The following is an 11,984-nucleotide window of genomic DNA, read 5'->3' on the forward strand; positions in this document are numbered from 1 at the left end:
GATACGGTCATTGACACCCTTTCGGGCCCATCTTATGCTGTTCCTGCCCCTGGCAATCGTTATTGTACACCCGAAAAGAGAATCGTCTGAAGGGGGGAATAATCATGCGTTTGGATGGGAAGGTGGGGATCGTGACGGGTGGAGCGAGGGGGATCGGGAAAGCTATTGCTCTCACGCTGGCCAAAGCCGGTGCGAAAGTGGTCATCGCCGACCTCGATGAGCAGGCCGGCGAGGCAACAGTCAAGGATCTTGAGACATCAGGACCAAGGGCCTTCTTCCAGAAGACGGACGTGTCGAAGGGGGAGGAGGCCAAACGCGTCGTGGACACCACGGTCGACCGGTTTGGCCGACTCGACATCCTTGTCAATAATGCTGGTCTTCAGCACGTCGCCCCGATCCAGGACTTTCCGGAGGAGAAGTGGGATCTCCTCCTCGGCGTGATGCTCACGGGGGCTTTTCTCCTCAGTAAGTATGCCTTCCCGCACATGCTCCGCCAGCGCTTCGGACGTATCGTCAACCTCGGCTCCACCCATGGCCTGGTCGCGTCCCCCTTTAAGGCGGGTTACGTCTCTGCCAAGCATGGATTGCTCGGTCTGACTAAGGTCATCGCCCTCGAGGGGGCGGCGCACAACATCAACGCTGTTGCCCTCTGCCCGGGCTACGTGCGGACACCCTTGGTGGAGCAACAGATCGCTGACCAGGCGAAGGCGCATGGTATCTCTGAGCAGGAGGTCATGGAGAAGGTGATCCTTGCTCCCCAGGCGGTCAAACGGCTGCTCGAACCGCAGGAAGTAGCCGAAATGGTGGTGTTCCTTTGCACCGAGCAGGCCAGCGGAATCACGGGAACGCACGTCGCTATGGATCTCGGCTGGACCGCCCATTGATCATCCGGCGCCGGGACCCCGGTCTGCCCAATCCCCGTTATAGTGGAATAAAGACGGCCCGATCCGTGTTAAGATATTAGCATATAGGCGTAAATTCGCGGACTCGATGGACCATACCATTTCTCAGGAGAAATAACATGTTAGAAGCAATTATCGGGATCGCATTGGTACTGGGCCTTGTCTTGTTCAAGTTTAAGTATGGCTGAGGTGTACAATCCTCCTCTGGACAGGGGAGTTGTCACTTGCCTCCGTCGGATCTGAAATCCGGGGACCCCACGCAGCCTTCAGGCTCTCATCCCCCTCGGGGCCCAACAAATTGATGAGGGAATCTTCCCCTTCCACCCCAGTTGCAGGGATCGTCATTCTTTTGTTTTCTCTTCTCGAGTGTTCCGCCAAAGCGGTCCGGCAGAGCCCACATTCCCGCCTCGTGGGACTTGCGGGAGCTCTAAACGGGACCACGCTCGTCCCCGGACGATCTCGACGACGGTCCAGTGAGGGAGGCGATTGCCACATCGCAGCCGCGATGAGTGTGACTTACCCTTTTGGATGACAATGGCAAAAAAACGAGATTGATTCTCCTGACGAAATGACTCCACGATTTTCCGTCATCATTCCCGCAAGGAACGACGCCGCCGCCCTCGGCCAGACCCTTGACTACCTAGATGGCCTCGTGAGGAACGACGCGGTCGAGGTCATCGTGGCAGCCTCCGGCGACCCTGGCGGCACGGAACGCGCTGTGGCGGGGCGGGCAAAGCTCCTCTGGCCCTCGGGGTCCACACGATCCGCCCTGATGAATGCAGGTGCGGAAACCGCGCGCGGTGAAATTCTCTTCTTCCTCCATGCCGATTCCTTCCCGCCAGCGAGTGTTTTCGAGCTAATTGACCAGGCCCTGTCCAGCAATGACGTTGCTGGTGGCGCCTTCGAGCATCTCTTTGTCGAACGTGGGTGGAGCCTGCGCACCATCACGTGGATCAACCGGATCCGATATCGCTTGACCCGCAACTACTACGGAGATCAGGGCATCTTCGTACGAGCCGCCCTGTTCCGCGAAATGGACGGGTACAAGGACCTTCGGGTCTTGGAAGATCTCGAATTCACCCAGCGCCTCAAGCGGGTTGGTCGATCCATCCTGATCCCGGTGCCGGTGCTCACGTCTGGACGGCGCCTGCTCGCCCGCGGACCCTGGCGCACTTTTTGCTTCATTGTATGGTTGCTGTTTCTGCACACCCTGCGGCTCGATACCCAGCGGCATGCCGAGCGCTGGCGTGGCCCGGGAGACAATCCGCCGGGAAGCCCATGCCCCCGTGGGCGTCTGCAACAAGGAGTTTGCTGAATGAGGCCGAGTCCCCCGACCCTTCCTATGGAATTCAATGGGGTCTGACCCCTTTGATCGGCTGGACGGCCCGTTGAGGCCAGGATCGGACGGATTGACACCGAACGACCCACCAGAGATACCGCCTGTGGATGGTACCAGCACGGAAGATCTAGTGGGCCAGGCGAAGACTGGCGGAGGCGCGTGACTGGGAGAACTAGGTGCGGTTCTTCAGGGCGGCTTTGAGCTCGTCTTTGAGGCGGCGGGGATCGCCCGCGCAGTTTTTCACCGTCCCGGCTGTAATCGCGACGTCGTAATCTCCGCCTTCCCACTCAAAGACCACCAGTGGGAGCGCCAGGGATTTCTGGTCAATAAAATCACGGAGTTCCGCGGGGACGTCGTCGCGGTGATAGTAGACCGCGGGCGCGCCGAGGGAGCGGTCGATTTCACCCCATTCCGCCTTTTCCGCGAAGACGCCGTGCGTGATGGAACACAAGGTACAGGCCTTTTCTGAGCCGACCACCTTTTTCGCGCTGTCCCACATGGCGGCCAGCGCCCCGGAATCCGCGTTGTAGACAAAAATGACTCGCTTGGCGCGCAGGCTTATTCTAGAAGCGTCTGATAAAGAAACCAAGCAATCCATGCCCGCTCACCCCCCTTCCACATATCTAACGGCTGACTCCGTTGGAAGGTTCCCAGGCCTCCTCGATAACGGAACCTACATGCTTCGGCGCAGCGCTAACGGGGATGGTCAGCCCTGTGATGCTCCCGTCTTGCCCATTCTGTTGGAAGACGGTCGACCTGCGGTCATGGGGGATCTGGCCTTCCGACACATCCATCAGCCAAGGAGCACAAGGGTCAAGGCGCTGCCGACTGCTGCCCATCTCTACGTCCACCACCCCGTGACAGGTAAACCGCTTGCGCGTCGGGTCTAGGGGTTCTTCATTTTTCGCTCCCGCACGAAACGAAGAAGTCGGTCCTTCAGTTCCCCGGGGATCTCCTCCTCGCCAAGATCCCGCAAAAGCGTGGTGGTTGTTTGATAGGTGCGCATAAAGTTATCGCATATCCGACAGCCCGAGAGGTGGGCCTCGAGGGCCTGGACGGTTTGCTCATCCAGCGCTTCTTCCAGATAGTCGGCAAGCAAATTTGTGATCTCCTTACAGCTGATCATGCTGTACCCCAAAGTAGGCTGCCAACTTTCCCCGGAGCGCCAGGCGAGCCCGGTGCAACCGTGTCTTGACGGCGGCGAGGCTGAGCCCGAGAATCTCGGCCACCTCTTCACCGGAGAGCCCCTGCAGGTCCCGAAGGGCCAACACAGCTCGATACTCTGCTGGCAGGGTTGCCACCGCTTGACGAACGACTTTGCGCCTCTCCTGTTGCAGGAGGAGGTTTTCCGGATTTGCTGACCAGGCCTCCACCGAGTGCACGTGGTGCCCCTCCCCGTCAAAGACCGGCAGCCATTTTTCTACGTCTTCTTCCGTCCTCTCGTCCCGCCCACGGATTTTCATCATGGCGGCATTGACGGTGATCCGATACAACCAGGTAGTGAACGCAGACCGGCCCTCAAAGCTCCCAATCTTCCGGAACACCGTCAAGAAAACATCCTGCACGACCTCCTCGGCATCCTGGCGATCCCTCGTGATGCTTCGAGCGATGCGATAGGTCTGAGCAGAGTAGCGGTCGACAACGGCTGCAAAGGCTTGCTCATCCCCGGCCTTGAGCCGCTCGAGAAGTTCCAAGTCCGGGAATCCAGCCTGCTCAGTCGCTCCCACCATGTTAGATGCCCCATCGCTACCAAAAGATTCTTTGGCGAGTGCGAAGGTATAAGAACGGAAAGGGCCCCGTGAAACCGCCCTGATGGTTGGCACTATAGCAAAAGATGAGGCAAATACTCAAATACCTTCGGGAATTCAATGGGGTCGGATCTGACCCCTTTGATTTTCTCACAGGAAAATGGAGTGCGGTGTTTGGCGTTGGATACGTCTTGGTGAAAGGAAGGACTTAGATCCGGGCCATCTCTCTGGCGACACCCACTAGCTCGTCCGGCGGAAGCTCTGTGACTAGCGCGTAGAGCAGGTTACCCTTTTTCCACAAGGCCACGCCGTACCCGTCCTGAGACGTGACGTAGAGCTCCAGCCCGTCCACCGGGCGGAAACCTGTCCGCGGCACTTCTACCCCCTCATCGGGCAGGACGAAAAGGGAGACAAGCGTCTTCCCCTTGCTATACAGCAGGCAGGCGACCTTTCGCTCAAGGAAGAAGGTCACATCTCCCCCCATGAACCGGAGCTCTGCTGTCCGGCCCGCCGGGGGATCGACCTCGAAGCCCACCTTGGCCGCCAGCCATTCTCTTACCTGTTGCCGATCAGCCGTGGGCTCCGTCGGTGGAGTCCCCCGCATGACAAAACTGCGGTGATCGTTGACGGCCTCAATCAGGATAGGCGAGATGCGCTCGCCACGAGTGAGCAGCGTGAGGGAAACGATGCTGATCAACACCAGTGCGGCGAACGCCATACCCCATTGCAGGGCGGGCCTCGGCACCAATCGCCAGGTGGGCGCCTCCTTAGGGGTCAGGATCTCTGTCACCTTTCGGCGAAGCTCGGCAGGGGGCTCTCGCCGGGGTATCCCGGCAGCCACATGGTTTCGGATCTTACGCTGAACTGTTAGCTCGCCCGCACACGCCGGACAGGTCTCCAGATGGGCCTGCAGCCGCCCTACCTGGTCCGCAGTCAGGGTGCCATCCATGAATTCTTGAAGGTACTCCTGAGTCTCTTGACACGTCGCTTTGTCCTTCATCTCAGCTCCCGTAGTCGCTTAAGAGTTTCCGAAGCAACTGGCGCCCCCGAAAGAGACGCGTCTTGACCGTATTCTTGGGACAGTCCATGATCCCGGCGATCTCCTCGACACTCAGCCCCTCCACGTCCGAGAGGAGGATCGCCGTCCGGAACGGATCCCGCAGTTGCTCGAGGGCCTCATTGAGGTCGACGCGGACCAGGCGGTTCAGGGGTCCCGCGTCTGCGCCACGCACTCCCTCCGCCTCAGTCACCGTGGCGGATCCCCCGTTAGCTTCCAGATCCTCCATGGCCGGTTCCCGTCTCCGGCGCCAGTAACTATCGATAAAGACATTCCTCAATATCTTAAACAGCCAGGCCCGGAGATTGGTTCCCAGCTGAAACCGGTGTCGGAACCGGAGCGCCCGGAGGTAGGTCTCTTGGACCAGGTCCGCCGCGTCATCCTCATTCTTGGCCAACCCGAGGGCAAAGTTATACAGAGAAGTGAGATGCTCCACGGCCTCCTGCTGAAACGCACCCGCATCCTCCTCCGGGCCCGGTTTCACCGAGAGATATTGCTTCAAGACATCGAGGGGAAAGGCCATCCACTGCTCCCTGTCTGACAAACATTCTGTTCGGGCGCGATTCGCGATTTGCCACATAAGCCCGTCAGGAGGACTGACCAACGCTTCTAGTTCACACGGTAACCTCGGACCCTGTAGTTGCGACCAAGCAAGAGAGCGTCGCCTTGCCCCATGGCCCTGCCGCTCCTTCAGTCGCCATTTAACTATTCGTTCAAGATGCGTATCTGGGGGATACCGAAGACAGGCAGCAGGTGTCGGTGAGGGCTCTTCTGTCTCTTGCCTGTGGCCATCGTAGCACTTCATTACCGAAAATCGGCCTCCTTAAGGCGTGTTTGGCCCCGGTTATTCGCCACGAGCGCCTTTACCTTGCAGGACGAGTGACCGCGAACGTTCAACCAGGGTGGCCAATTGTGGATGGCATAGGGGACAGAAGGTTACAACGGCAAGGCGCTTCCCACCAGCGAGCAGCACCCATTTCTCGGCCACTCCCCTACACATACAGCTGCTCCTGTGACTCTCAATCCTATACCACATAGACCGCCTCCCAACTTTTCCTCTTCATTTCTTATTCGCCCTCGCCTGGATCTCTTCTTGTTCGGCCTCACGGCCCGATTCCACGGCACTCCGAATGACCCAGCGAAGGATCCAGCTTCGCCGGGCCCCTTCGAGGAGTGCCGTCAGATTCTCATAGACCGTGGGATCGACCAGCAACGCCCCGAGCGTCCCGTCTCCCTGGGCGATCTTCGCAGTAATCTCTTTGAGGTGCCGGGAGGTCTCCGTGAGATTCTCCACCAGCTCCCTGGACTTCGGATCAAACAGCAGGGCCGGGATCGCTCCTTCGCCTCCTCGGATAGCCTGGAGCACCGAATGGACTTCCCGCACCGTCTGCGAGAACTCCTGGACCACCTTGCCACCCTCTGGGTCATAGATCAGAGCGTGGGCCAGTCCCCGCCCATTCTTCACCTCGGTGGAGAGGTCTGCCAACGCCTCGGCGGTGCGACCGAGGTCCTGCACAAAGCGACGGCTGGCGGGATCCTTCGTCAGCCACTGAAGCGCCCCTTCGCCCCGCTCCAGAGATGCGGCGAACTCCTTCAGGTCCTGTGCCACACTGGCGATGGCCTCAGCCGTCTGGGCATCCTTCAATGTCGCGAGCATGGTATCCATGGACGCAGCGAACCCCTCGGCGTGCCCGAGTACTCGCTGCCCTTGGCCGACGAGGGTGCCAAAGCCTGCCGGCTCTTCGACTCTCAGGGTCCCCCCGTCCGGGAGACGAGGTTCTTGTGAGGTGCCGACACTGATTTCGATGAACTTGTCACCCAAAAATCCTACCGTCTCGATCCGGGCGACCGAGTCCCGGCGGACACTCTCGATGGCCGCCCCGGCGACATTCAGCTCCACGAGCACTTTCTGCTCGGGCGGACGGGGCACGCGGATCCCGGTCACGCGGCCGACTGCCACGCCGCCCAGGCGCACCGTGGCCCCCTTGTGCAGGCCACCTGCGTTGGTGAAGGAGGCCTGAAGCGGGTGCTGAGGGGCAAAATATCTTCCCCGCTCCCCCAGGAAGAAGATCGAGGCCGCAAAGAGCAGAAGCCCGGCAAAGACAAAGAGTCCTACAGCGATCTTCACGCCACTCCGCGATTCCATGGGAACCTCCAGTCGGAATGTCGGGGCGTGGTCGCCCGGTCGAACGCCCCCTCCAGGAATGCCTGTACCTCAGGCCTTGCCGAATTTCGGAATTCCTCGGGACTGGCGACCTCGATGATCTTCCCGCTATGCAGAAATGCCACCTGGTTCGATATCGTGAAGGCGCAGTGTAGGTCGTGGGTCACCACCACCGAGGTCTGGCAGAGATCTCGGTGCAGTTGAGCAATAAGATCGCAGATCATCCGGCCATTCTGGGGGTCGAGTCCTGCCGTGGGCTCGTCGAACAGGACGGTCTCCGGTTGCAGCGCCAGTGCCCGGGCAATGCCCACGCGCTTCTTCATCCCCCCGCTCAGCTCCACTGGGTACTGATTCCCGATTCCGGGCATTCCAACCTGCTCCAGGGTCTCAGCCACGCGGTCACGAATTTCTCCTTCACTTGCCGTCGTGTGGAGCCTGAGTGGGAAGGCGATATTCTCGAAGACGGTGAGGGAGTCAAAGAGGGCTGCCCCCTGAAAGACGACGCCCATCCGCTTCCGGAGGGGGAGCAACTCTCGCTCGCTCAGCGGGACAATGTCCTCCCCAAAGAGAAAGATCTGTCCATGGTCCGGTTTGGCAAGGCCGGCGATTAATTTGAGGAGGGTGCTCTTGCCGGCACCGCTCCCCCCGAGGACGCTCAACGTCTCGCAGACCTGGAGGTTGAGGTCTATCCCGGCCAGTACCTGGTGACCGTTGAAGACCTTGTGGACCCCCTGGATCCGTATGACACCCGCTTGCTCCATCAGTCGCTTTGCCATTGTGCTCCCTAGAAGAGAAAAAAGAACTGGGTCAGCAGATAGTCAACCGCCAGGACGGAGATCCCGATGACCACCACGGTGCCGGTCGTGGCGCGTCCCAGCTCGGTGCTCCCCCCGGTAAAGGTCAGGCCCTGGTAACAGCCGACCAAGGCGACCAGGAAACCGAACACCACCGACTTCCCGAATCCGCTAAAGTAGTCCTGAAAGGTGGTGGCGTCGAGGATGGTGTTCCAGTAGAGCATGTAGTCGAGCCGAAGCTGTACCGTGGCCACCAAGAGGCCACCGAGGATGCCTACGACATTCGCGATGATGGTGAGGAGCGGGAAGACCACCAGGCCGGCGAGTAGTCGTGGGACAACCAGGAACTTGATGTAGTTTGCCCCGATGGCCCGGAGGGCATCGACCTGTTCTGTGACCCGCATAGCCCCCAGTTCCGCCGTGATCCCTGCTCCCACCTTGCCCCCGACGAGGAGCGCAGTTATGACGGGGCCCGCTTCCCGGACCATGGACCGGGCCACTGTGGGGCCGATGTACAGGGTCGCCCCGAAACGCTGGAGCTCATGCGCTCCCTGCACTGCGACCACCATCCCGGCAAAGAGGCCTGCGACCACGGCCAGGACGAGCGAGAGGACACCCATCGCATGGATCTGTGTCACGAAGAGGCCAAATCGGTAGGGGGGGAAAAGCGCTTCCCGCACGGCCTGACATGCCAACAGCGTGCTCCCGCCGAGATAGCCGAAGAAGGCCCTCATCATGTCCCCTCTGGTAACATGTGAAACCCCCGAACTAGGGCCTCAAATTCCCAATTGACCTCAGAATACACCTCGGGAGGTGCGAACAGGACCAGGTCGTAGACGCAATCGGGTCCCCTGAGGGTATAGCCGTGCAGCTGCAGTTCCCGGCCTCCCAGTTCCCCCCGCAGGACCACCTCCAACCCTTCTCCCTGAACGGCGGTGCGCCCGTCCTGCTGTAGGACCTCCTTGGCCTGGATGCCAAAAAAGAGGTGCCGACTCACGATGTTCAGGGGGCGGTCGGGCGGGATCTCACCACAGGTGGCATTGACCACCATTCCTGCCTGGCGAGATTCATGGAGCAATATCAGATCCGTCTCTTCCCCTGTTTCGACAGTCCAGGCTCTTGACGGAAGTTGCACACCAAAGCCCTTGGTCTCATTGATGTATGTTCCGTTCCGGATATGAGCGCCCGCACAGGCCGTGAGGAAGATCCCGACGGCCAGGAGGCAGAGCGAGAAGTGCCTTTTGCTCCGGCCAGAACCGTTATGGGCAAGCCCAAGGGCCACTTTACTCCTCCTTATCTCGTTCCCGGGGGGCTACCGGTGCAGACGGATGGCACCCGGCATGGCGCTGGTCAAAGGCTCCCGGGGGGCGAGGGTGAATGATCACCCGATGCCTCCGCAGCTCCCAGAAGATGTCGTCCTGCACGCCATGGTGGCGTTCGGTCCAGCGATCCTGGTCGCCGCGCCGGCAATGCTGGTGGCCATGCCTGCCCTCTGGATGATGGGGCCGGATGCAATGGCGCTGGCCAAGATGCCCCAAGCCATTACCGTCCGCCAATGGTACACTGCCCACGAGGAGCGTGAACATGGCGACCCCAGCCAATAAAATGTTCCATATGCGTCTCATGACACCTTTCTTGATACGTGGCTTCGTCAGCGGGCCTCCGCTGAAAGTGCGATGCTTTGAACACCGGTTCTCTACGGGAAACACTCATCTCGTCGCACCTGAAGATTTGCGAATAATGCGTGAGACAAAATGGGCCGGCCATCGGCAGGACTCGTTTACCGGAAATCGGCTTCGCTAAAGCGCAGGGTCCACCCGCTGGCCCGGGGATCCACTTGGATGGTTCGGTCGTACCGCCCCACCGTCCGAGTGCCAAACTGGGTATCCACATGGGCCCGGGCAATCACCCGGTGAGCCCCCAGATCCATGCTGTGCTGCCGGGTCTCCTGCGGGTTCAACGCGATGCCTCCTCCGTTCTGCACGGCCTGCGGGTCGGCGTCGACAAAGACCTCAAGCCGCCACCTTGTGCCGTTGACAAACTGCCCCCTGGTGGGGTCTACAGTGACCGTGGTCGGGCTGCTAACGTTCACCTGCCCTTGTCCCGGCTGCGTCGTCGCCACACCTGTCTGAGCGAATCCTGCGGTGGAGGGCGGCGTCGCCACCTCGCCCCGCTGGTTCTCGATGGCCCCGCCTATAAGTGCCCCGCTCAGTAGGCCAAGACCGGCCCCAATGGCGGCCCCTGTTCCGGCGTTGCCGCTGGCACTGCCGATAAGCGCCCCCGCACCCGCACCCAGGCCGGCCCCAGTCAACGCCCCCTGCTCCCTGGTGGACAGAGGCCGTTGGGCACACCCGCTGAGCATGGCGACAAGAGCGATAACACTTAAAAAGCTTCGCATGGCCTTTCTCTCCTTACGACTGAGCGTTCCTCAATGTCGTGGCACGGGTTTCTCAACGTACTCATCTCCGTTACGCGGCATCGCGGGCTGGATCAGGCGTATGGAATAACCTCTCCACATCGGGGTAGCACACCGAGCAGAAGGTTGCCTCGGCAACCCTGTGTCCGAGATCATTGTGGAGAATCCAACGCTCCACGACCACTCCACAATTTCCGCAGCAGCGCTCGGTTGGTGCCTTCACCCACATCATGTCATACGCCACTTGATGAGACCGCCCCTCAACCATGACCTCGGAACGGTTCTCATCGTATGATCTGCCCGTGCCAAGAGTCTTCTCTAACTGTCTAACTGTGTGTCTGCCCATCGTGTTCATGAAACTCTCCCTCCTCTGACTTTCGCCATTCCTTCAGATCCTTAGATGAAGGTCAAACCCAAGAGGTTACAGAGGTGCAGAAGAATTGAGGTGTATACCGGAGAAATCCTTGACCAATTTTTCTGTTCACATATTAAACCTCGAAGAGCCCAGGAAAGTTCCCGCGGAGACTGTCGAACCCTGCCCCACCGGTGCGCAGCCCCGGCGACACAGCGGCTCTGGCTTTACCAAAGGCATAGTCTTGGGGTGATCGAATCGTCGCCAGGGACTGAGGAGGGCACGCCTGCCCGGGAACCCGGGCGCCCGTGAGTAAGTTACTAGTTTAGAGAAGACAAAACGGCTGAAACCATGGCTACTTCGGCCGTGGCTGCAGCCCCGAGAAGAGCAATGAACATGAGGATCGTGCACCTGATTGACCTCGTCAAGAGGGGCTACTCATTGCCCGAGACCAGCCTCCTGCGTGCCTGCTGGAACGGCTTCGGCGAGGACGGCGCTTTTCACGAGCTCCTACTGATCAAGGAGCTGTTGGTGAGTCGCAACTGACTGAGGAGGGAGGCAAAGAGCGGGGTAATTTCCCTGCTTCACACGCTTCACAGAGGATTGAAATCGGAAATTCTGGGGAATAGTAGGATGTGGCGATTGAAAAACACTGTCGAGGAAGGAGGAAGAAGATGTACCGGTACCTGATCCTTGCACTCGCCCTAACGGGCTGTGCTTTGCCCCCGAGCACCTTCACCCGGCCAGCTGACCTCTATAATCCGCCCGCGGAATATGCCTATTACTATGATGCGCTGTGGGCCGACCTGTTCTGGCGGTGCACAACCCCCGAGGGCGAGGGGGTCCGCGTCGAAGGCTACGCGGTCAGCAGCCTGCGGAACAACATGGCATTCTTTAACTTCGAAGTCCGGCTGTTCGCCCTGGACGCCAAGGGGAACATCGTGGCCGACCGCTGGACCTATGGCGACACGATCGGTGCCGTCCGTCTCGAGCCGGTCTCCTTTGCGATTGCCGTACCGGCGGCAGGTGAAGAGGTCCGTTACGAGCTGTATTACCGATTCGAGTCTATGGACGGTGGCGGCCAAGCCCGTGGAGGACACGGCGGTCACCAGGTCCAGTTGGTGGTATTCGGAGCGGGGCTGGAGGTTTTCGGGACCATCGAGGATGTGTGTGGAGACCGATGGCGGCGAAAAGACATGCCACTCCGATCCT

Annotated in this window: 17 protein-coding genes; 6 read left to right on the top strand and 11 right to left on the bottom strand. The window is 60.0% G+C overall.

The genetic code is table 11. The features are described from left to right. The first annotated feature begins 104 nt into the window (after positions 1 to 104). Positions 105 to 884, top strand: coding sequence for a 3-hydroxybutyrate dehydrogenase (locus O6929_10625; GenBank protein ID MCZ6480839.1), 780 nt, complete (start codon positions 105 to 107; stop codon positions 882 to 884). A 586-nt stretch (positions 885 to 1,470) separates the two neighbouring features. Further along, positions 1,471 to 2,217, top strand: coding sequence for a glycosyltransferase family 2 protein (locus tag O6929_10630; protein ID MCZ6480840.1), 747 nt, complete (start codon positions 1,471 to 1,473; stop codon positions 2,215 to 2,217). A 196-nt stretch (positions 2,218 to 2,413) separates the two neighbouring features. Here the strand turns inward: O6929_10630 and O6929_10635 are convergent, their stop codons facing one another. Next, positions 2,414 to 2,839, bottom strand: coding sequence for a hypothetical protein (locus O6929_10635; protein ID MCZ6480841.1), 426 nt, complete (start codon positions 2,837 to 2,839; stop codon positions 2,414 to 2,416). 79 nt (positions 2,840 to 2,918) lie between these two features. Between O6929_10635 and O6929_10640 the strand changes: the two genes are divergently transcribed. Further along, on the top strand, positions 2,919 to 3,131 hold the full coding sequence (locus O6929_10640) for a hypothetical protein (GenBank protein MCZ6480842.1): 213 nt from the start codon (positions 2,919 to 2,921) through the stop codon (positions 3,129 to 3,131). Here O6929_10640 and O6929_10645 read toward each other — a convergent pair. The 8 genes from O6929_10645 to O6929_10680 form a co-directional block, all read right to left on the bottom strand. Continuing rightward, positions 3,128 to 3,367 carry a zf-HC2 domain-containing protein gene (locus tag O6929_10645; GenBank protein ID MCZ6480843.1) on the bottom strand — a complete coding sequence of 80 codons (240 nt, stop codon included), beginning with the start codon at positions 3,365 to 3,367 and terminating at the stop codon, positions 3,128 to 3,130. The genes O6929_10640 and O6929_10645 overlap by 4 nt on opposite strands. Continuing rightward, a complete protein-coding gene (locus O6929_10650) occupies positions 3,354 to 3,971 on the bottom strand; it encodes a sigma-70 family RNA polymerase sigma factor (GenBank protein MCZ6480844.1) in 618 nt (205 codons plus the stop codon). The genes O6929_10645 and O6929_10650 overlap by 14 nt, the downstream gene beginning before the upstream one ends. Positions 3,972 to 4,197: 226 nt before the next feature. Further along, complete coding sequence (locus O6929_10655; protein ID MCZ6480845.1) at positions 4,198 to 4,989, bottom strand: zf-HC2 domain-containing protein; 792 nt, start codon at positions 4,987 to 4,989, stop codon at positions 4,198 to 4,200. Position 4,990: 1 nt separating this feature from the next. Beyond that, the gene (locus O6929_10660; protein ID MCZ6480846.1) at positions 4,991 to 5,569 is read right to left on the bottom strand and encodes a sigma-70 family RNA polymerase sigma factor; all 579 of its coding nucleotides are present in this window, start codon (positions 5,567 to 5,569) and stop codon (positions 4,991 to 4,993) included. 537 nt (positions 5,570 to 6,106) lie between these two features. Next, on the bottom strand, positions 6,107 to 7,192 hold the full coding sequence (locus tag O6929_10665; GenBank protein MCZ6480847.1) for an MlaD family protein: 1,086 nt from the start codon (positions 7,190 to 7,192) through the stop codon (positions 6,107 to 6,109). Then, positions 7,171 to 7,986, bottom strand: a complete 816-nt coding sequence (locus O6929_10670) for an ABC transporter ATP-binding protein (protein MCZ6480848.1) — start codon at positions 7,984 to 7,986, stop codon at positions 7,171 to 7,173. The genes O6929_10665 and O6929_10670 overlap by 22 nt, the downstream gene beginning before the upstream one ends. Before the next feature lie 8 nt (positions 7,987 to 7,994). Then, positions 7,995 to 8,741 carry an ABC transporter permease gene (locus O6929_10675; protein ID MCZ6480849.1) on the bottom strand — a complete coding sequence of 249 codons (747 nt, stop codon included), beginning with the start codon at positions 8,739 to 8,741 and terminating at the stop codon, positions 7,995 to 7,997. Next, a complete protein-coding gene (locus O6929_10680; protein ID MCZ6480850.1) occupies positions 8,738 to 9,286 on the bottom strand; it encodes a hypothetical protein in 549 nt (182 codons plus the stop codon). The genes O6929_10675 and O6929_10680 overlap by 4 nt, the downstream gene beginning before the upstream one ends. Before the next feature lie 58 nt (positions 9,287 to 9,344). On the opposite strand from O6929_10680, the gene O6929_10685 reads away from it, so the two are divergent. Continuing rightward, positions 9,345 to 9,608, top strand: coding sequence for a hypothetical protein (locus O6929_10685; protein ID MCZ6480851.1), 264 nt, complete (start codon positions 9,345 to 9,347; stop codon positions 9,606 to 9,608). A 176-nt stretch (positions 9,609 to 9,784) separates the two neighbouring features. Here O6929_10685 and O6929_10690 read toward each other — a convergent pair whose 3' ends face one another. Then, positions 9,785 to 10,402 carry a glycine zipper domain-containing protein gene (locus tag O6929_10690; GenBank protein ID MCZ6480852.1) on the bottom strand — a complete coding sequence of 206 codons (618 nt, stop codon included), beginning with the start codon at positions 10,400 to 10,402 and terminating at the stop codon, positions 9,785 to 9,787. A gap of 70 nt (positions 10,403 to 10,472) precedes the next feature. Then, positions 10,473 to 10,766 (bottom strand): hypothetical protein, encoded by a 294-nt coding sequence (locus tag O6929_10695; GenBank protein ID MCZ6480853.1) that lies wholly within the window; start codon positions 10,764 to 10,766, stop codon positions 10,473 to 10,475. A 402-nt stretch (positions 10,767 to 11,168) separates the two neighbouring features. On the opposite strand from O6929_10695, the gene O6929_10700 reads away from it, so the two are divergent. Then, positions 11,169 to 11,318 (top strand): hypothetical protein, encoded by a 150-nt coding sequence (locus O6929_10700; protein ID MCZ6480854.1) that lies wholly within the window; start codon positions 11,169 to 11,171, stop codon positions 11,316 to 11,318. 128 nt (positions 11,319 to 11,446) lie between these two features. Continuing rightward, positions 11,447 to 11,984 (top strand): hypothetical protein (locus O6929_10705; GenBank protein ID MCZ6480855.1); only part of this gene is annotated, 538 nt, incomplete at its 3' end.

The sequence above is a fragment of the Candidatus Methylomirabilota bacterium genome (genome assembly GCA_027293415.1).
GTDB lineage: Bacteria > Methylomirabilota > Methylomirabilia > Methylomirabilales > CSP1-5 > CSP1-5.